Here is a 19,489-nt window from a genome sequence, read left to right as displayed (position 1 = left end):
GCCAAAATCGGATTTATTTCAAACCAAGACCCCTGAGTGTCTCGGTACTCATAGACGAACCGACTGTGTACCAAAACTCGGTATCCATCATCGCCGCTTACCCATTTCCATGTCTTGACTGGACTCAAAATATACCACATGGAAGTCTGATTGCTCTAACTCTGCTTTCAGCCTGAGCAATTCTGTAGATTTGCCGCAGCCGATATGACCTGTAAATAATTCGCAGGTAGGGCCTTCAGGTGAGAAAAATGTAATATTCTCCCTCAACTCCTCAATAATCCTGCCACCGTGCACTGAGGAAAAATCAATATAGTACTTTCGATCCTCAGCATTTTCTACAGCCAAAGTCTTGCTAGGGTTGCAAGCCTGATAAAACTTCTGTAAATCCAGTTTCATTAACTACGTCACAACAAGGCTTTTCTTTAATTGTCAACACAAACTCTGTTACATATTCCGCAAAATTAAGTTATTTTTGGAGAAAATGTGAGTTTTTGACTATCTATCCTCTAACTTCCCAACATCTGCAAGTTATGTAGAGTGGCATAAAGCCCTCCCTGTTGCAGTAGTTGCTCATGACTTCCCTGTTCGATTAATTCGCCACGCTTGAGAACAAAAATCCGGTCTACATTGCGAATCGTAGACAAGCGGTGAGCGATAATAATCGCGGTACGTCTGATTAAAAGCTGGTTTAATGCTTCTTGGACTAAAGCTTCTGTGCCAACATCCAAACTAGCGGTAGCCTCATCTAGTACCAAAATTTGCGGATTGCGAATCGCAGCCCGCGCAAAGGCTAAAAGTTGCTTTTGACCGCTAGAAATATTTGTACCCCGTTCTCGAAGTTGAGTATCATAACCTTGGGGTAGTTCTTCTATAAACTGGGCAATGTTGGTTTGCTCTGCTGCTTGTTGAATCTGTTCAGTAGTATAGCCATCTCCTAAAGAAATGTTGCTTTTAACATCGCCAGCAAACAAAAAGCCTTCTTGTAAAATTACTGCCATGTAACGCCGCAGTTCTGCTTGTGGTACTTCTCGAATGTCTACACCATCTATAAGAATGCGTCCTTGGGTAGGTTCGTAGAGGCGGCACAAAAGACGGATAATTGAAGTTTTACCTGCACCAGTGGGGCCAACTAATGCAATTTTTTCACCTGGATGAATGGTGAAATCTAAGTCTTTAATTACGTAATCATCATTTTTGTAAGCAAACCAGACGCGATCAAAACGAATCTCTCCCAGTTCTGGAGGAGAAGTGAGGTCTGACGATTCTAGATTTGCCAGGATTTCGTCGATGTAGCCAAATTTCGCATCAAATATTGAGAAGCGGACATTGGCGCGATCGCGAATTTCTATCGGTTCATCTAATACATCGCCTACGCGTTCAATGGCAGTGAAACCAGCTTGAATTACTGTAAATTTTTCCGCAAAAGCCCTTAAAGGGTCAAATAATCGCTGGGCATACAATACAAATGTAGATAAAGTCCCGAAAGTCAAGCTTTTTCCCAACAGCAACCAACCACCCACGCACAAAACACCTGCGATCGCAATCAGTCCAATCCATTCTAAGGTTGCTGAAACAAATGAATCATAAAAGATGGTTTTATCCATTTGTTGAATGTAGTTGTTGTTCGTAGTACGAAACAATTCGGCATTAAATTTTTCTCTACGGAACAACTGCACTACGTTAATACCAAGCACATTTTCTTGTAGCTGTGAATTCAGGATCGAAAGTTCTTCTCGCCCTTTGTAATTGGCTTTGCGGTACTGTTTTTGAATGTAAACAATTACCCAGCTAGTTGGTAACAGCATCAATAACAGCAAGCAAGAAAGTTGCCACTGGATGGAAAACATTAAACCCAAAGTCACCAGCATTAAAAACAAATCGGATATAATGCCAATTGCCCCAGTAGAAAAGACATCGCCTAACGCTTCCACATCACTGGTGATTCTGGTAATTAATTTACCTACGGGTGTGCTGTCAAAAAAGCGCACTGCTAAAGATGTTACATGCTGAAATAAGTCTTGGCGAATTGCTGCGGTGATTTGTTGCCCTAGCTTTTGGACTATATAACCTTGGAAACCTGTCAACAGCAGTTGGATGGCGATCACAATTACCAGTAATCCCTCTAGGATATTTAGCCCTTGTGAGAAGGGACGATTCCTGAAAAATTCGTAAGTGCTTGGTTCGTTACGAATTAGGGAGATTACTTGGCCAATCAAGAAAGGTTGTAAAGCATTAGCTAGTGCGATCGGTAGGAGTAGGCACATTGATAGCGCCAGTAGCCGTCCGTTACGACGGGCATAAGGCACCAAACGCAAAAATAACCGCCAGTCATTTTCAGGCCGACGATCTGGTGTATAAGATTTTTTCAGAGATTGGTAGATGCTCATAGTAAGAGCATTATATTAATGTTTGGAAAAAAACACGCTTGTTTAAAGTAGCGTTTATCTTCTTACTCTGATACCATGCCTGAGATAGAAACTGCAAGACTACTACTAAGACCCTATATTCCTCAAGATTTGGATGATTCCCTTTACATTTTGCAATCTTAAAACTATCAGTCCTCTACCCAGAAATTTTGCCACTGTTTAATTTAATTTGGTGGCTCAAAACGATTCACAACCGTAGCCCACAGAATCATTGACGAACCAACTGCTAAACATAAGGACTTTCTAGGGGTGGAAGCTTTCAGGGTGCGCTGACTGGGTTACAGCCCAAAGGCTTGATTTTTGATTTGAGATTTTTTAAATTTCCTTGGTTTGATGAGTTCACTGCAACTAACAAGTTTTTTGTCACCCGACTGCGAGAAAAAACTGCCTACAAAGTCAACAAGTGTTTGTTAAATGGTCAATTCTATCGCGATGAAATAATCGCGATGGGTGAATACCGTTCTCATCCCTGTAAGCATCGAGTTCGCTTAGTTTCTGTGTTGTGAGGTGCAACTTGGTATTACTATCTGACTAATGTAGTTGATCCGCAAATGTTATTTGCACAACAGGTGTCTGAATTATATCGTATGCGTTGGCGAGTTGAAGACGCTTTTCTACTGACAAAACGGCTTTTGGGTTTAGCTTATATCTGGGTAGGCAATACAAACGGTGTACAAATCCAAATTCTGGCAACACCGGATTTTTTATGCTGTTCTCAATCAATTATGTATTGATATAGCGTAGATGCTTTGCAGCTTGCCTTTGGCATCGCTTTAAATCAACCCAAGGAGCGTATTTATACGTAAATAGTCTTTCGTGGCTTATACTATTTTTCTCAAGCTGTTCTACGTGACGAAGCTTCTGATGTTGTTACCTACCTCATTGAACACCATAAACTCCTGGGATTAATCAAAACCAGGCGTAAGCGTCACCCTTGAGATTGACGCTTACATCCAACAAATTTGGGCTTTATCTTCTTAAGTTGACACCAATGAGTCAACCTGCACCGATTACCAAGTGTCACTCGAAATGAACATCCCATTGTTTCATGCCAATGCTGAAGCTTGGGGTTTGGCAAAAATCATTCTTCCTGCTGTAGTTTGCAAAGCACTTGTGACTACTACTCGTAGTTCACCACCCACATAACTGCTACCTTCTTCAACAACTACCATTGTGCCGTCATCTAGGTAGCCAATACCTTGACTAGGTTCTTTGCCTTCCTTAAGAATTTTCAAATCCAAGTTGTCGCCAGGTAAATAACTAGGACGGACGGCATTTACTAAATCATTCACATTCAAAACAGGTACTTTTTGAACACTGGCGACTTTAGACAAGTTGTAGTCGTTGGTTAGCAGTGTGCCACTAATTTCTTGGGCAAAGCGTACTAACTTCGCATCTACTGTGGGAATATCTTCGTAGTCAACTGCATTAATCAGGATGCGATCAGGATAATCTTCCTTAATACGGTTGAGAATTTCTAGTCCTCGCCTTCCCCGCACCCGTTTTTGGTCTTTGCTAGCATCCGCTACTTGTTGAAGTTCTTGCAAGACAAACTGTGGTACGAGAATTTGCCCTTCTAGAAACCCTGTTTCTAGTAAGGCTTCAATGCGACCATCAATAATACAGCTAGTATCTAAAACTTTGGTATTGGCTGGTTTTAATGTTCCTTCCACTACCAATGATTCGACGGTGTTGGGATTAATGAACCGCAATAAGCCTCGTCCGTGGGTGTCTGCCAAATTCATGCCAGTGACGGAGAGGATGATACTACCGACAACTGCCACCAATGGCTTAATAAATCCAAAATCCGCCGGGATTGGGAGCAAAAATAATGGGGCTAGCATCAGGTTGGCTAGTAATAGCCCAATCACTAACCCAATGGCACGAGTTAAGATCGCTTCCAGAGGCATTTCTTTGACTTGTGATTCTAGGCGACGATATGTCGTCTGGAAACTCAGCCCGATCGCACCACCAATAATAGCGGCAAAGACGGCAACAACTAAGCGTAAAGCTTCTAGATTCGTTACCTGATCTAGCGCCCCATTGGGTAGTAGTTCAATGCTGTAGAACCCTATTCCCGACGCTGCTAGGATGAATGAAAAAATAATAATGGCGTCAAGCATGGTTGTCTTGTTTTCCTGCAACTGTGTTCACCGATAAACTTAAGTATTTTTTATTTCATCGGTAAGATAAACTTATCAATATTGCCTTACACTAAGGGTTTAGGCTGACAATATCTGCAATTATTATAACCAAAGGCTTTTATCTTAATATTTTTCATTGTTTCGTTGTAAAAAGACAAAAACTTGTAAATAAACTACTTATTTTGTAAAAAGTTAGAATCCAGAAGTCAGAATTAAAAAGACTTTCATACCTAGACTTAGTAATTTTAATAAAATTAAGAAGTGATTACACGCTTAATTTTACAATTCTTCTGACTCCTGACTCCTGACTCCTAATTCCTGAATTCTCACGTCATTTTCATTGTCTCTAATTCGCAGTTGAATTAACTTAAAACTTTTCTCAAAATGAGTAAAAAATTTAGTATTTCTGGAATTGCGAGTTCTGCTTATGTGCATATTCCCTTTTGTAGACGGCGGTGTTTTTATTGTGATTTCCCGGTGTCTGTTGTGGGCGATCGCTTGCGGGGCGAAACATCTGGTACTATCTCCCAATATGTTGAGGTGCTATGTCAAGAAATTGCCATTACACCAGCATTTGGTCAACCTCTAAAGACAATTTTCTTCGGTGGTGGTACTCCTTCGCTGCTATCAATAGAGCAGCTACAACGGATACTGACACAGCTACACAAGCATTTTGGGATTGCGTCTGGCGCAGAGATTTCTATGGAAATTGACCCAGCTACCTTTGATTTAGCTCACATAGCAGGCTATCACAGTGCAGGGGTGAACCGGGTTAGTTTGGGTGTACAAGCCTTTCAATCAGAATTATTGCAAAGGGCGGGGCGATCGCACTCAGTTGAAGATATTTTTGCAGCGGTGGAACTAATCCACCAAGTCAAGATTCCCGTATTTAGCTTAGACTTAATTTCTGGATTGCCGCATCAGTCTTTGGATCAATGGCAGGATTCCCTAGAAAAAACGGTGGCGATCGCACCCACTCACATTTCCATTTACGATCTTACCATCGAACCAGATACAGCCTTTGGTCGTTACTACAAACCTGGCGATACTCCAATGCCTACGGATGAAGCCACAGTCAAAATGTACCAGATGGGGCAGCAGGTTTTAACTAGTGCAGGTTATGAACATTATGAAATTTCCAATTATGCTCAACCTGGTCATCAGTGTCGGCATAATCGGGTTTATTGGGAAAACCGCCCTTATTATGGCTTTGGTATGGGTGCGGCGAGTTATGTTGAGGGAAAGCGGTTCACTCGTCCGCGCAAAACTAGGGAGTATTACCAGTGGGTACAAGCTGGCGGTGTAATTGATTGTGATCTGACTCCCCCAAAGGAAGTATTGTTAGAAACGTTAATGTTGGGGTTGCGTTTAGCAGAGGGTTTGAGTTTGGCGGCGTTGGTAGAGGCGTTTGGGGAAGAAAACGTAGAGAAGATTTGCCGATGTTTGCAAGGGTATTTTGAGAAAGGTTGGGTGGAAATTGCAGAGGGAAGGTTGCGTTTAATTGATCCCCAAGGGTTTTTATTTTCTAATGTAGTATTAGCGGAGTTGTTTGAGAAATTAGGGTGACGAACTGCTTATGCAAAAAAATCAAGTTAGAAAAGCTGTGATTCCGGTAGCTGGTTTCGGCACTCGGTTGTTTCCAGCTACCAAAGTTGTGAAAAAAGAACTTTTCCCGATTATTGATCGAGATGGTAAGGCAAAACCTGTGATTCTCGCAATTATTGAAGAGGCAATTAGTGCTGGAATTGCAGAAGTAGGGATAGTGGTGCAGCCGGATGACAAAAAAATATTTACAGATTTATTGAAAAATCCACCCAAAAAAGAGCTTTTACAAAAACTATCACCAGAAAATCAAGAATATAGTCGATATCTGGAAGATTTAGGTAGCAAAATTACAATTTTGTTGCAAGAGGAGCAACTAGGCTATGGTCATGCCGTATTTTGTGCCAAAGATTGGGTGCAAGATGAGCCGTTTTTGCTCATGTTAGGCGACCATATTTATGCATCTGATATTGAAAAATCTTGTGCGCGTCAAATTTTAGATGTTTACGAACAAGTTAATCAAAACATTGTTGGCTTAACTACAATGCCAGCAGAAATTATTCATAAAGCTGGGTGTATAACAGGAGTTTGGCAAGAGTTAAACTCGATTTTGTCAGTTACACAACTCTATGAAAAACCGACTATAGAGTTTGCACAAGAGCATTTACGTGTAGAGGGAATGTCAGAAAATGATTTTTTAGGTATATTTGGCTTATATTTACTAACGCCGAAAATTTTTGATTTTTTAGCAGAACATATTAACCAAAATTTTCGAGAACGAGGTGAATTTCAGTTAACATCCTGTCTTGAAAAATTGCGTCAGGAAGAGGAAATGACCGGATTCGTTGTTAAAGGCAAGTGTTTTGATACAGGTTTACCAAATGCTTATCGTCAAACAATGATTGATTTTATAAAAATATAGATTAATCATAGTTCAATTCGTTTGTCTGGGAGGATCTCACTTTTTAAGATGGCTTAAGCAGACAGTAATCCATTGAGGTAAGCAGAGTGATGAGCAAGGACTTGAGGGATCTTGAAACTATACCGTTTAATTTGCCCCTGGTGACAGCCTCCTGTTTTTTTGTTAAAGCAGTTTTCAGGTAGATGAGTTACAAAATGCAGGACTTTAAATCAGACACAAAGAATTTCTACTTCCTTCCTACTGCCTCCTTAAAAAACTACCTCAAAACTAGCGGTAGTTAGAGCCGGAAAAGAGTTAGTACCCAATTGTGCAAATTTACCCCCGGAATTAATTTCAGCAAAATCATCCGCCGAACCATTAGGGTTATAAAAGAGACTACCATTTGCGCTATTATAAACAATCACCGCACTACTACTTGCAGCTAAAGTATCGTTTATGACTGTATCAAAGTCTGCGGAATTTAATTTAGTTGGGAAGACTGAGTTACTTAGAGCGGTAAAGGTAGATTTAGATAGTTGGATCTTGTCTTGCTCAGGATTGAAGTCACTAATAACATCAACTCCAAGTTCCCCAATATCAAACTTCGATCCTGTTGCAAATGCAAACATATCTGAACCAGCGCCTCCTTCTAGTAAGTCATCTCCACTATCTCCTTGTAGGTAATCGTTGCCTATGTTCCCGACCAGAATATCTTTTCCGCTACTGCCAAAAAGAATATCATCACCGTTGCCCCCCACAAGGTTGTCATCATCACTACCCCCATCGATTTTGTCTGCACCAGTTCCACCAACGAGGACGTCAGAACCTGCCCCCCCATCAATGTAATGATTACCAATAACACTAGAAAGCGAAATGCTGTCATCACCGTCCCCAGCAAAAATAACCTTATCGCCAGTTGAAAAATTCTCTGAACTAAAGGTGTCGTTTCCATTGGTTGTAGTGACATCAGTACTGATCGCATTTCTGGCTCGAGCAACTGCCTCTTTTATGGTATCTGCAAGATTCTCACTTTTAGAACCAAGAGTCAGTACAGCACCTCGACCAAGCTGGGTAACTAGTGTCTCGTAATCGGCTGCAACATTACTCGTAGTTAAAAAAATTGGAATAATGTTATTTGCTTCTAGCGCAGTTTTTACTTGTTCGATCTTTGGATAATCTTCATAAGCATCAGCTATCCCATCTCCATTATTGCCAATACTATCACTTGGTCTAACTGCTGCTCGATCGCCAGCAACGTGATAAATACTATCGGTAGCTACTATAACAACACGAAATGAACCGACTCTGTAACCAAGACTGCCGGTATTTAAAGCTGAGAACAAGAGTGCAAATAATTGTGATTCTGGTCCATCATTGCCACCAAAAGCTTGAAAGTCAAAGATTTTATCTTTAATTGTTGTGACATTATTTGTCAAAGCGACTTCTACTTGATATACATAGTCAGCGTAACCCCCAAAAGGCGGAAGTGGCTTATCCTTGAAAGAGCCAATACCAAATTTCAGGTCATCACCAAAGATACTTGCTAACGTCGGATTGGTTAAGCGATTTACCGTCGCCGGAAGTATGGCTTTAAGCTGGACTAAATTGTCATCAGATGACGATGTTAAGTCTTGTACCAGAACAATATCAGATACTAAACTCATAGTTTTTCCCTCTGACTATTTTTATTCATGGTTTGTATGGCAAAGTGCCTGAGTAGGATTTCAGCTTGATATTAGCAGGGTTAATTGATTTAAGATAGTACTTAAACTCAAGAAAATATAATCTCTTTGATCAAATATTTGCTGTGTCTTTACTCAGGCTTGATTTCGTTTGTCTAGGGCTTGTTGTGTTGAGTTACCGAAGAGAGGCAGAGGGCAGGAGGCAAAAGGAAGAAAATATATTTTTTGCCCTCTACCACTTTCTTTTAGAGCAAGTAAATTTATTTATTGTTCACAAGGTTATAATCGCAGACTTAACGAGAGAGAATGTCACAAGATATGAGTTAAGCTAAAGTGCGTCAAAGGGTGAGCAATGAAGATAATGCTTTGGATTAGAGGATGAATCAGTATTTTGCAACGGTTGCTCGTGGATTAGAAACTCTTGCGGCTCAGGAGTTAGAGCAGCTGGGTGCTCATTCAGTGGAGCCGGGGTTTTGCGGTGTAGCTTTTGAGGGCAATCGCACCCTACTTTATCGCGTCAACCTCTGGGCTAGGCTACCGTTCCGAATCTTGGTAAACATCCATGAGTTTACATGCCTTGATGCCAAGGATCTCTATCGCGGTATCCAGACTATCGATTGGCAAAACTATCTCACGCCAGACATGACGCTGGCAGTGAATGTCACGGGCAAAAACGATCGCCTCAACCACAGCCACTTTACATCTCTCCAGATCAAAAATGCGATCGTTGACCAGCAGCAAGAAAATCTGGGCGAACGTTCAAATGTAGAGCTTCATGACCCAGATGTGCGGATCAATGTTCATATTGAACGCGATAGTTGTACCGTCAAACTCGACAGTTCTGGAAATAGTTTACACCGTAGAGGCTACCGTCCTGCGGTTGGAGCAGCCCCTCTCAAAGAATCTCTAGCTGCTGCCCTGATTCAACTTTCGGGTTGGCAACCAGACCAGATGTTCTACGATCCTCTGTGTGGGTCTGGCACTTTACCCCTGGAAGCTAGCTTAAAGGCACTTAACATTGCACCAGGGCTGTTTCGTGATCGCTTTGGATTTGAAACTTGGCTGGATTTTGACTTATCCCTTTTAGAAAAACTGCTCCAAGAAGCTAAGGACAGCCAACTGGATACCCTGACTGCGCCTATTTGGGGAAGCGATCGCGATGAAAATATAATCGAGCAAGCGATTAACAATGCTCAAAACTGCGGCGTTGATAATCATGTATGGTTTTCTCAAATGGAGCTTGCTGATGTTGTTGCCCCCGCAGACAGTGGGATTTTATTCTGCAATCCACCTTATGGCGAACGGCTGGGGCGAGATAGCGATCTAGGGGCGTTCTATAAACTTTTGGGCGATGTACTCAAACAACGCTTCAAAGGCTGGACTGCATTTGTCCTCAGTGGCAACAAGGAACTGTCTCAATCGATTGGACTCAAATCATCCCAACGGATTGCAGTGTACAACGGAACGCTGCCCTGTCAGTTAATGAAATATGAACTGTACTAAGTACAGCATTTCATTAATTCGTAGCGAATTAAATTTAGCAATACCTTGCAATGTCAATGCGTCCCCCTGCAATGCCAATGCATTCCCCTGCAATGTCAATGCGTCCCCCTGCAATGTCAATGCGTCTCAATACAATGCCAATGCATCCCCCTGCAATGTCAATGCGTCTCAATACAATGCCAATGCATCCCCCTACATTAAAAATGCTACGCTTTTACACAAAACTGTATTAAGACAGAATCGATCAGATTTTGCTATTTCTGGTTTGTAGTATGTTTAAAGCGATCGCTCTCAATTCCTTTTGCTCAGTAAAAAATACATTGCCTGAAAATTTTGTGACACTGGGGATGTACTGTATTGTCGGAGTTTGTGAGAACCGCGACCTAAATCTGCTGTTGCATGGCATTGGCTATCTCGATAGACTCAATCTGAATCGGTAATATTTTTAATACTCTTTAAGAAATTTAAATTAAGTCAAACAAACTTGAAACTATGTGTAAGTCTATATTCTGGCAGTTAGTATGACAACTTTTGAAACAAGTGGCAGTATAATCAGTGACTGACAATCTGCAATTTATTTATCATTAAAAGGCAAGGCTATTTATGTCAGACCAATTCACCTTTACCGTTACCAATAAAACTGAATTGGCAATTACAGAGTTGTGGGTATCTGTCGATGATGAAGAGTGGGCTTCATTTAACTTGGGTGAGTCAGGGATTCCATCAGGTGAAACAGCAACAATTGCTTGGGCTGAATATACGAATGGTTCGCCCTGTGAATGGTACATTTCTGCTGTATTTGAAGATGAATCAAAAACTGAGTCAGCCCTATTTAACTTCTGTAAAGAACCAGCTTTAACAATCGGATAAATTCTGCACTGCGATCGCCTACGGCGGGCGTGTACGCCATCGCGCTTGATAGATGATTGCATATCGACTCCAGACATAAAAACAAAAGCCCTACCTCGAAAGCATCTAGGTGGGACTTGATATTAGAATCCACATGGCTATTTCGCGATCGCCTTTTTTAAATTGACAATCTAGCTACTTGAGTAAATGAATAAAGCTGGCTTTGTCATTTTGCCTAATTTGTTGGGCTGAAACAGGTTTCGTCCTTACTTATCAGACAAAGCTGTTTCTGACCTAAATCGGTTTTGAATTTCACCTGATAAGTTTCATTTTCGGCAGGCAAAGTTTTCGTATAGTTATTAGCTGTGTCGCACGAAAAGTCACGAGTGAAAGTTGCTGGAGACCAGTTAATTGTCATCGTACTGCCGCTCAGACTGACTTTTCCTTTTCGAGATTGAAAAATTTGCTGGTTGCAGCTGCCGTTCATTACGTTCATTATTCCCGTAAATTCGACCGTTCCGTTCGGTAGAAATTGATAAGTGAAACGCGAACCATTCGATCCGATATATGCGCCACTCGTGCTTACAGCACTGTTTCCGGTATGCGTCCAAACCCATTTTCCAACCAGCGACGAAATCTCTCCAATGCTACCAGATGAATTATCAGCATCATTTGAAGCAGTTTCGCCAGCGTGTGCACTATCGTAAACAGACAGTAAAAGTTTAGCTTCTGCATCATTCGGTAAATTTCGCAATTGCCCTACAAATTCTCCGTTAAATGCCTGCCGAATCCGGCTTTGTTCCTCTTCATTCTTAGCACGAGCTTGTGTATAATTAGAAATTATATTATCAATGCTTTTTCTGGTTCCATCTGGGTCTTTGCGAAACTCATTTAATTTGATTGACTGATATTCATTGCGCTGTTCGCTAGTGAATTTTGCTGAAAAAGCCCATTCGTAAAAAGTGATAATTTTATCAATATCCGATTTGTCAAGAGATTCGTTTTGAGCCGTTACTAAAATTTTACTTCCAGCAGCCTGGGCAGAAACATTTATAGTCGCTCCGTCCATCAAAAGGATATATAAAAATAAAATGGAAAAATATTTGAATTTGTTCATCATTACTGTAATTCTGTTGCCATTAAATTAATTGTAAACGTTTAGGGGTACAAATAAGAATAAAAACACCCAAAGCTAAATAATTTATATTACATTCGCAAGTTGTCAAAACTTATCAAGAGTTAAATCAAGCTCTTATAAATGTACTTAATGTAATGACTAAAAAAGACATTAGGGCTTGTCCAATACAGAAGTCATTTCTGTGCTAAATCAGGAATAACTACACTTAGGGAGCCAATTAGTTAGAGAAGCAGGTATATGTCTATTTGCTGTATAAAGTTCGACTGAAATTAAGTTGTTAATTGTTGTGATAGTACTTGCAATATAACTTCCTCTAGAGACTTATTCAAACGTTTTGCTTGAGCATTCAGTGCTTGCTCTAAATCATCAAGAAGGTTTGAGCCATAGATTGTTTTTCGGCGGGCTAGATTGTAACTATTTTAGGCGATCGTTCTCAACTCAAAATCGGATGCTGAGACTGCGTAGTTTACCGCCGTAGGCATCGCATTCACTATTTCAGATTTTACGCTCGCAATGTCAGATTTTATGATTTAAAGATATAGAAATATATAAATTGTAAAAAGTTTATGCAGGTGGACTGCTAGTACAGCTTGGCAAAAATAAATTTTTTCTTACTAAATGCATAATATTGATTCCTCACACCGATAAATATATAGAAGTCAAGTTTCACTTACAAAATAGGAAAAAAACATCATGAATCCAGTAATGCTGACTAATAAATTCACACTTTTGGCAGTTTTAATTGCCAGTTCTATAGGTGGATTTACCATTTACCATACAAGTGTATCAGCACAATCTTCACAGACTGTAACAGATGTAACTTTGTGGGATCAACAAATTGGAAAAGGAGCATCGTTTGATACAAATAATGCTGTGGCCGATTTAACTAAGTTTGGATTCAACAACAAAGCCTCAGCTATTCAAGTCAACAATGGTCAAAAGTGGAGATTCTACGCAGACAAAAACTTCAGAGGTGAATATATTGATGTAGGACCAGACGAGGCTCGTGGAAACCTTGGTAAGCTGAATAATAGAATCTCATCGCTCAAATCAATTCGTTAAGTCATCCTCCAATACAGTTCGGATAAGTATTAGACAGCTAGGAATAAGGCACTTGTCCTGAAAGTGAAGTATGTCACTTAATCCGATCTTCTAAATGCTTTCAACTACTCATACTTTGCACTCTTGGCAGCTTCCCGTAGGCATCGCGTTCACTATTTCAGATTTTACGATCGCAATTTCTCAAAATACTTAAAGCCACCGCCTCTGCTACCTTAATTCCATCGATACCCGCTGAGAGAATTCCCCCCGCGTATCCCGCACCTTCCCCAGCCGGATAAAGACCAACTGTATTCAAACTCTGATAATCTTCTTGGCGTTTAATCCGAATCGGTGATGACGTGCGGGTTTCCACCCCTGTCAACACAGCATCGTCCATTGCAAAACCCTTAATTTGTTTGTCAAAAGCGGGAAGTGCTTCACGGATGGCGGCGATCGCATAATCTGGTAAACTCTGACTCAAATCACCCAAATGTACCCCTGGTGTATAAGATGGCTTAACAGTGTTAAATGCTGTCGAGGGACGATGGTTGAGAAAGTCTCCCACCAACTGCCCTGGTGCTTCATAAGTGCTACCGCCCAACTCAAATGCTCGTTCTTCCAAGCGCCGTTGAAAGTCAATTCCCGCTAAGGCGTTGCCCGGATAATCTGCGGGGGTGATGCCCACAACGATCGCACTATTGGCATTACGCTCATTACGAGAGTATTGGCTCATTCCATTGGTGACGACTCGCCCCCGTTCTGATGTGGCTGCAACCACCAAGCCCCCCGGACACATACAGAAACTATAGACAGAACGACCATTTTCGCAGTGGTGAACCAGTTTGTAATCGGCAGCACCTAAAAGCTTATGACCAGCGTGAGCGCCGAAACGGCATTGGTCGATGAGATACTGAGGATGTTCGACTCGAAAGCCGATAGAAAAAGGTTTCGGCTCTATGTAAACTCCACGATTAAATAGCATTTGGAAAGTATCGCGGGCGCTATGACCAACTGCAAGAACTACATAATCGCTGGCGATATATTCCCCACTGGCGAGGGTGACTCCCCGCACCTGTCCATTTTCGATGTTAATATCTTCCACCCGACTTTGAAAGCGAATTTCACCGCCTAGGGATTCGATTTTGGCACGCATACTTTGGACGATTCCCACCAGTTTGAATGTGCCAATATGAGGTTTGTTGATATAGAGAATTTCTGGTGAGGCTCCCGCATTGACGAGTTCGGTTAGTACCTTACGCCCATAATGCTGAGGATCTTTGACTTGACTGTAGAGTTTGCCATCGGAGAATGTACCTGCACCACCTTCGCCAAACTGGGCATTAGATTCTGGGTTGAAATCTGATTTTTTCTTCCAAAAGTTAAAGGTATCAATGGTGCGATCGCGGACTTGTTTGCCACGTTCTAAAATGATCGGACGGAACCCCATTTGCGCCAGCATCAAACCCACAAACAAGCCACAAGGCCCAGTACCAATCACGATAGGGCGAATCGTCAAATTAGTAGGTGCTTGTGCTACTGGGCGATAATTCATGTCTGGCGTAGCCATTACATGGGGATCTTTTTTCAGGCGCTTGAGTAGATAAGTCTCCTGAGTCGTTTCTACATCCAGAATATAAACAAGGGTAATCTCTCCTTTCTTACGGGCATCGTAGCTACGCTTGAAGATGGAATAGCCGATCAATTCTTCAACCGTGATTTGCAGCTTTTTGAGGATGGCAGTCTTGATTTCATCTTCAGGATGATTGAGCGGGAGCTTTACTTCTGTTAGGCGTAACATAGCGAGGAGAAATGCATACTATCTATCAAAATATTAATCAAAATCAGCGAATTTTGGATAATGGAATTGAAGATTCAAAAGCGTTCGACTGAGCGTTCACGCCGAAGTTTAAAATTTAAAAAGGTCTGAACACGAATTTATCTCTTAAAGCTGCGCCCAAATTTATACTCGCTCCGCAATAAGCAAACTACGCAAAATAAATCTAAAATCTAAAATCCAAAATTATTTGGCTTTTGACTTTTGACTTCCCCAAAGGGGCTGACAGCCGACTCTAACATTCGTATTGTCCCAAGTTCAGCATCTATTTCCACTTCTACACCGATTGGCAAGGTAAATTTATCTTTAATATGACCAATCATTGAACCGTACCAAGCAGGAATACCTAAAGGAAGTATGTGGTCTTGCAATACTTGCATTAAAGTAAATGATGGTTCATCGCCAAAACTACAATTGGTGCATTGCCCAAAGATAAAGCCAGCAACTTGATTAAGTATCCCAGCAGTTTTTAACTGCGTCAGCATCCGATCTACACGATAAATATCCTCGCCAATTTCTTCCACAAACAGAATGCTTTTGTTCCAAGAAGGTAGGTAAGGTGAACCTACCATCGCTGATAGCACTGATAAATTTCCACCCACAAGTTTACCCCTCGCTTTTCCTGGTGCTATTATTTCCACCCGCACTTCGCTAAGGTTGAGATTTTGCATAGTCACAGCTTCACCATTAAATAGAATGCGCCTGAAGTAATCCACTGTAAACTGATTCCAGGTAGACGTAGCAACTGGCCCATGAAAAGTAATCACCTGACTACGGGCATTAATTGCTAACAACAGCGTCGTAATATCGCTGTATCCGATGAGAATTTTCGGATGGGAGCGGATCAGCGAGTAGTTAAGTAAGGGTAAAATGCGATTACAGCCCCAACCACCACGCATGGCAATAATTGCTTTTATGGAGCGATCACTAAACATCAAGTTTACATCCTGGGCGCGATCGGCATCTTTACCCGCTAAATAGCCGTAACGATCTAAAATATGCTTCCCCAGCTTGACTTTTAACCCTAATTGTGAAATTGACTTCTGCGCTGTTTCGATGTCTTTAGCATCAACAATACCCGCAGGGGCGATTAACCCTATGGTATCGCCTACTTGCAGGCGAAGCGGTTTGCGGATAGTGTTTGTGAGTTTACCTTCAGCCGTAAGTGGTAATATTTGGGTAGCTAAGGTAGCAAGTCCACAGGTTGTGAGAAATTGCCGACGTTTGATAGTCATAACCATTCAGTTAAAGTTAGATCCCCGGCTTCTTTGAGAAGTCGGGGATCTGGATACCGCGAATTTTCACAAATTAAATAGGATGGCGATATATAAAATTAAACCTTTTGTACCATATCTGAAATCACAAATCCATTATTAGCAAACCTACCATCAGTATCAAATGAATCACCAATGAAAGGCAAAAGATGATCGTATAATTGCATCGCCTGTAAACAACTATTAATACTAAAAACAGCTGAATTATATGCTGCAATATTTTCTTCAACAACATTCAACAATCGCTGATTATTTGCAATTTTTTCTTCAGCTTCTTGTTGGAGTGTTTTCTCTAAATAAGCACGTGCCTGTGGGTATTGCTGTAAAATTTCATCCGCCTGCTGATTTGCCATTGGCAATAACTGAGTTTTGAGGGTTTGGTTGATGGTTTGACGGAAAGATTTACGAATAGTTTGAGAAACTTTTGGTTCAAAATCTAACTTCAATAACTGCCTAATTGCTGGTTCTGCTTCCACAATACTTTCAGCATCGTAACCTTGAGAAGTCTGTAATAGAGTTTGGCGAAATTGATATATAGAAAAAGTGCCTTCATCATAAAATCTGGGACTTTCTCGCACAAAGCGATCACACTCTACACTAGCTGCACTCACTAACGCTTGAGTAACTACTTTTTCTACAGTTCTTATCTCTTGTTCAATTCCACCATCATTATCTAATAAACGATACAGTTGGTGATAATATTCTGACTTGCGAATCTTTTCAATCAATTGCTGGAAATAATTTGTAACTATTTGTTGAGAAGATTCAACCAAAATATCTTCTAATTGATTTGCTAAGTAATAAAATGCCTCGACTAAAATAGCAATTAAAGGTGCGGTAGCGTTGCGAGGATGGCTGATGGTTGCACGTCGATAAGCATATGCTACAGAAAAAGTATCTAACAACTCATCTAAACGGCGAATCATTCGTGATTGCAATTGCTTAAAATCTGCTTCAAAAGCATCACAGGAATTATTAATTACATGGTTAACTTCTTCTTTGATATGCTCGCTAAATTCTCTCCCAATTTGCTGTAGTTGCTGATTTAGGTGTTGTAACTCTTGCGCCTTCATCATCTCAATTTCTTGGGGCTGACTGTCTAAATCGCGTTGGACGCTCTGATAATATTTTTTGAGCTTAATACAAACATCTTCCAAATCATCAGCAAGGTTTTTAAATAATTGTGGACGCTTTTCTTCTGTAAGATAACGAGTAATAGCTGTGCAAAATTCTTCAGTCCCACTATCTTGAATTAGTTTTTCTATCAGTTCATTTCCCCAATCTCCCAGAATCCGCACATAATTTTGATTTGGTGTTTCATAGCCGTTAACAGAAACACGGAATTTACTGAAAGACAGCTTTCCTGAGTTTACACAGTAGTTGTTAAAGGCATAGACAAATTGTGGTGTTTCTTCTTTACCATCTAAACCTTTAATACTTTCTGCAAAAACAGAATCTAAACCAAATCTATCTTGTTGACTTGTCTGTTTAATCTGACTACCGTAAAATCCTAATAATCCACTCGTTTTATAGACCTTCCTTGAATTGGCAAATTGTCCACTAATTAAATCATCTAATCGTTGCCGTAGCTGAGTATTATACCAAGTTTCATCGATGCGGTTGAAGACATAGAAAACGCGATCGCGTACTCCCCCATTCTCCCGCATTAATTCCAAAAGTTCTGTTTCTTCTTTGGTCATGTCACCCGCCGCAGCAGGTTTTAGCACACACACCACCGCCGAAGTATCAGGATGTTGGATTTTGGCATAAGTTAGCTGTGCATCTTTCTCTACTGGCGCATCTATACCAGGCGTGTCAATAATTACATTCCCATCTTGTAGCAAAGGATGATTACAGTAATATTCTATCCGTTTCAATACTGCACTATTACTACCACGACGGGCATATCCAGCAGCTTCCTTGAGATTAGAAAAGTTAAATTGTTCCATTGAATATGTAGCATTAATCACCGTATTGATGCGATCGTGGTTTGCTATATATCCCTCTACCAACAACATTAACGCCTTCGCCTGTTTTGCGCGTTCTGATTTACTCTCACCACCCTCCTGCTGAATAATAGTTTCAGAATATTGACGTAGCAAGTTAATTAAATCAGGTTGGTTGATATTAGGTACTGTCTTAAATCCTAACTGCTGACACAAAGAAGCTACTTGTTCTCGAATTTCTGCTTCACTTAAAAACGTCAAAACAACACGTTCTTTATCTACTTCTGCATACTCGATTTTGCATTCTGTACCTGTAGCGTGTCCCTCTGCACTGTAGAGTAATTCTCTTTCTAATAGTGCATTAATTAGCATTGATTTTCCAGCACTAAACGCACCTGCAAATACAATTTCAAACTTGGGAGAAATTGCTTTACTTAAAGAAGTTCGTACAGGTGTAATATCTTGGAAACGTAGCGTTGGTTCTTGTTGTAAAAGTTGTAATATAGATTCAACCTGCTCTTTCAAATTTCTGCACTGAAGCGGCATATCTGACATATTCAGCATCCTGACAATATTTATGTATATTTTAGTAATATTTGGTGTTTTAATGGTTCAGTAAAATTTCTGAGACTATCACTGTGCTTTAGCTGCTGGATATTACTAGGACTGACGCACTGTACAAATTAATTAATGAGCGGTTATTTTACAAACTTAAAGCCTACCTGGTTACGGAAGTAGCAGTTAATTGGTAGTTCTTAATAGTGCGCCCAGTCTCACCACATAAGATTTCGTTATGTAAGTGTCGGGGTATACATCTATCATTAGTGTCAACTTAAGGTAAAAGTTAGGTAAAAAAAAGCGTTCTAAAGTTGCCCTCATCCCCTAACCCCTTCTCCTATGTTGTGAGAAGGGGAACTGGAGAATTATGCTCCCCTTTCTCAAATTGGGAGAAGGGTTGAGGGTGAGGGCAAAACTCATGCAGTGAGGAGATTTTAGCTTAAGTTGATACTAATGTACATCTATACGCCCTTACTTAGAACACGGAACTTCAAGCGTAAAACCTTAAAGTTTACTCGCTGACTAACAAGAAATAAACACAGGAGAAAATTAGGCTATACCTTTTTGTCAAAGTCAATTTTTTTAACGAACCGCAGAGGCGTAGAGAACACAGAGAAAAGCGAGAAATGCTTAACTGAATTGTATTGGCTT

General features: G+C 40.7%; 12 protein-coding genes and 2 pseudogenes. 6 read left to right on the top strand and 8 right to left on the bottom strand.

Translation table 11 applies throughout. The annotated features are described in order from the left end of the window. Window positions 1-102: 102 nt before the first annotated feature. Both V7K89_RS15220 and V7K89_RS15215 read right to left on the bottom strand, forming a co-directional pair. Window positions 103-396, bottom strand: a pseudogene (locus tag V7K89_RS15220) (ATP-binding protein); the annotation flags it as partial. Window positions 397-506: 110 nt separating this feature from the next. Beyond that, window positions 507-2,387 (bottom strand): ABC transporter ATP-binding protein, encoded by a 1,881-nt coding sequence (locus V7K89_RS15215; RefSeq protein WP_335188416.1) that lies wholly within the window; start codon window positions 2,385-2,387, stop codon window positions 507-509. Window positions 2,388-2,719: 332 nt separating this feature from the next. Here V7K89_RS15215 and V7K89_RS15210 point away from each other — a divergent pair. Then, a pseudogene (locus V7K89_RS15210) lies at window positions 2,720-3,407 on the top strand (transposase); the annotation flags it as partial. A gap of 65 nt (window positions 3,408-3,472) precedes the next feature. Here the strand turns inward: V7K89_RS15210 and V7K89_RS15205 are convergent. Continuing rightward, window positions 3,473-4,549 (bottom strand): PIN/TRAM domain-containing protein, encoded by a 1,077-nt coding sequence (locus V7K89_RS15205; RefSeq protein WP_335188414.1) that lies wholly within the window; start codon window positions 4,547-4,549, stop codon window positions 3,473-3,475. A gap of 405 nt (window positions 4,550-4,954) precedes the next feature. Between V7K89_RS15205 and hemW the strand changes: the two genes are divergently transcribed. Both hemW and V7K89_RS15195 read left to right on the top strand, forming a co-directional pair. Further along, on the top strand, window positions 4,955-6,136 hold the full coding sequence (gene hemW / locus V7K89_RS15200; protein WP_335188411.1) for a radical SAM family heme chaperone HemW: 1,182 nt from the start codon (window positions 4,955-4,957) through the stop codon (window positions 6,134-6,136). Between the two features lie 10 nt (window positions 6,137-6,146). Further along, window positions 6,147-7,034 (top strand): UTP--glucose-1-phosphate uridylyltransferase, encoded by an 888-nt coding sequence (locus tag V7K89_RS15195; protein WP_335188409.1) that lies wholly within the window; start codon window positions 6,147-6,149, stop codon window positions 7,032-7,034. A gap of 248 nt (window positions 7,035-7,282) precedes the next feature. Here the strand turns inward: V7K89_RS15195 and V7K89_RS15190 are convergent, their stop codons facing one another. Then, a complete protein-coding gene (locus tag V7K89_RS15190) occupies window positions 7,283-8,677 on the bottom strand; it encodes a hypothetical protein (protein WP_335188407.1) in 1,395 nt (464 codons plus the stop codon). A 396-nt stretch (window positions 8,678-9,073) separates the two neighbouring features. Here V7K89_RS15190 and V7K89_RS15185 point away from each other — a divergent pair, with 396 nt between their 5' ends. Next, entirely contained in the window at window positions 9,074-10,198 is a 1,125-nt protein-coding gene (locus tag V7K89_RS15185) for a THUMP domain-containing class I SAM-dependent RNA methyltransferase (protein WP_335188405.1), read from the top strand. Between the two features lie 603 nt (window positions 10,199-10,801). After that, a complete protein-coding gene (locus V7K89_RS15180) occupies window positions 10,802-11,068 on the top strand; it encodes a hypothetical protein (protein WP_335034998.1) in 267 nt (88 codons plus the stop codon). Window positions 11,069-11,282: 214 nt separating this feature from the next. Here the strand turns inward: V7K89_RS15180 and V7K89_RS15175 are convergent, their stop codons facing one another. Then, window positions 11,283-12,167, bottom strand: a complete 885-nt coding sequence (locus V7K89_RS15175) for a hypothetical protein (protein ID WP_335188403.1) — start codon at window positions 12,165-12,167, stop codon at window positions 11,283-11,285. A gap of 711 nt (window positions 12,168-12,878) precedes the next feature. Here V7K89_RS15175 and V7K89_RS15170 point away from each other — a divergent pair. Then, a complete protein-coding gene (locus V7K89_RS15170; RefSeq protein ID WP_335188401.1) occupies window positions 12,879-13,247 on the top strand; it encodes a beta/gamma crystallin-related protein in 369 nt (122 codons plus the stop codon). A gap of 157 nt (window positions 13,248-13,404) precedes the next feature. Here V7K89_RS15170 and V7K89_RS15165 read toward each other — a convergent pair whose 3' ends face one another. The 3 genes from V7K89_RS15165 to V7K89_RS15155 form a co-directional block, all read right to left on the bottom strand. Then, window positions 13,405-15,024 (bottom strand): NAD(P)/FAD-dependent oxidoreductase, encoded by a 1,620-nt coding sequence (locus tag V7K89_RS15165; RefSeq protein ID WP_335188399.1) that lies wholly within the window; start codon window positions 15,022-15,024, stop codon window positions 13,405-13,407. Window positions 15,025-15,233: 209 nt separating this feature from the next. After that, complete coding sequence (locus V7K89_RS15160) at window positions 15,234-16,295, bottom strand: S66 peptidase family protein (RefSeq protein WP_335188397.1); 1,062 nt, start codon at window positions 16,293-16,295, stop codon at window positions 15,234-15,236. 98 nt (window positions 16,296-16,393) lie between these two features. Beyond that, window positions 16,394-18,835 (bottom strand): dynamin-like GTPase family protein, encoded by a 2,442-nt coding sequence (locus V7K89_RS15155; RefSeq protein ID WP_335188395.1) that lies wholly within the window; start codon window positions 18,833-18,835, stop codon window positions 16,394-16,396. Between the last annotated feature and the right edge of the window lie 654 nt (window positions 18,836-19,489).

It is taken from the genome of Nostoc sp. (assembly GCF_036917515.1).
In the GTDB taxonomy this organism is placed as follows: Bacteria; Cyanobacteriota; Cyanobacteriia; order Cyanobacteriales; family Nostocaceae; genus Nostoc.
The sequence above is the reverse complement of the archived record's forward strand: the minus strand, read 5'-3'. Positions and strand labels throughout refer to the sequence as shown.

What these genes read in the sequence shown, in the direction of transcription:
- V7K89_RS15165 (WP_335188399.1), bottom strand. Translation starts at nt 15,024, where the DNA reads ATGTTACGCCTAACAGAAGTAAAGCTCCCGCTCAATCATCCTGAAGAT.
- hemW (WP_335188411.1), top strand. Translation starts at nt 4,955, where the DNA reads ATGAGTAAAAAATTTAGTATTTCTGGAATTGCGAGTTCTGCTTATGTG.
- V7K89_RS15195 (WP_335188409.1), top strand. Translation starts at nt 6,147, where the DNA reads ATGCAAAAAAATCAAGTTAGAAAAGCTGTGATTCCGGTAGCTGGTTTC.
- V7K89_RS15190 (WP_335188407.1), bottom strand. Translation starts at nt 8,677, where the DNA reads ATGAGTTTAGTATCTGATATTGTTCTGGTACAAGACTTAACATCGTCA.
- V7K89_RS15205 (WP_335188414.1), bottom strand. Translation starts at nt 4,549, where the DNA reads ATGCTTGACGCCATTATTATTTTTTCATTCATCCTAGCAGCGTCGGGA.
- V7K89_RS15160 (WP_335188397.1), bottom strand. Translation starts at nt 16,295, where the DNA reads ATGACTATCAAACGTCGGCAATTTCTCACAACCTGTGGACTTGCTACC.
- V7K89_RS15175 (WP_335188403.1), bottom strand. Translation starts at nt 12,167, where the DNA reads ATGATGAACAAATTCAAATATTTTTCCATTTTATTTTTATATATCCTT.
- V7K89_RS15215 (WP_335188416.1), bottom strand. Translation starts at nt 2,387, where the DNA reads ATGAGCATCTACCAATCTCTGAAAAAATCTTATACACCAGATCGTCGG.
- V7K89_RS15155 (WP_335188395.1), bottom strand. Translation starts at nt 18,835, where the DNA reads ATGTCAGATATGCCGCTTCAGTGCAGAAATTTGAAAGAGCAGGTTGAA.
- V7K89_RS15185 (WP_335188405.1), top strand. Translation starts at nt 9,074, where the DNA reads ATGAATCAGTATTTTGCAACGGTTGCTCGTGGATTAGAAACTCTTGCG.
- V7K89_RS15180 (WP_335034998.1), top strand. Translation starts at nt 10,802, where the DNA reads ATGTCAGACCAATTCACCTTTACCGTTACCAATAAAACTGAATTGGCA.
- V7K89_RS15170 (WP_335188401.1), top strand. Translation starts at nt 12,879, where the DNA reads ATGAATCCAGTAATGCTGACTAATAAATTCACACTTTTGGCAGTTTTA.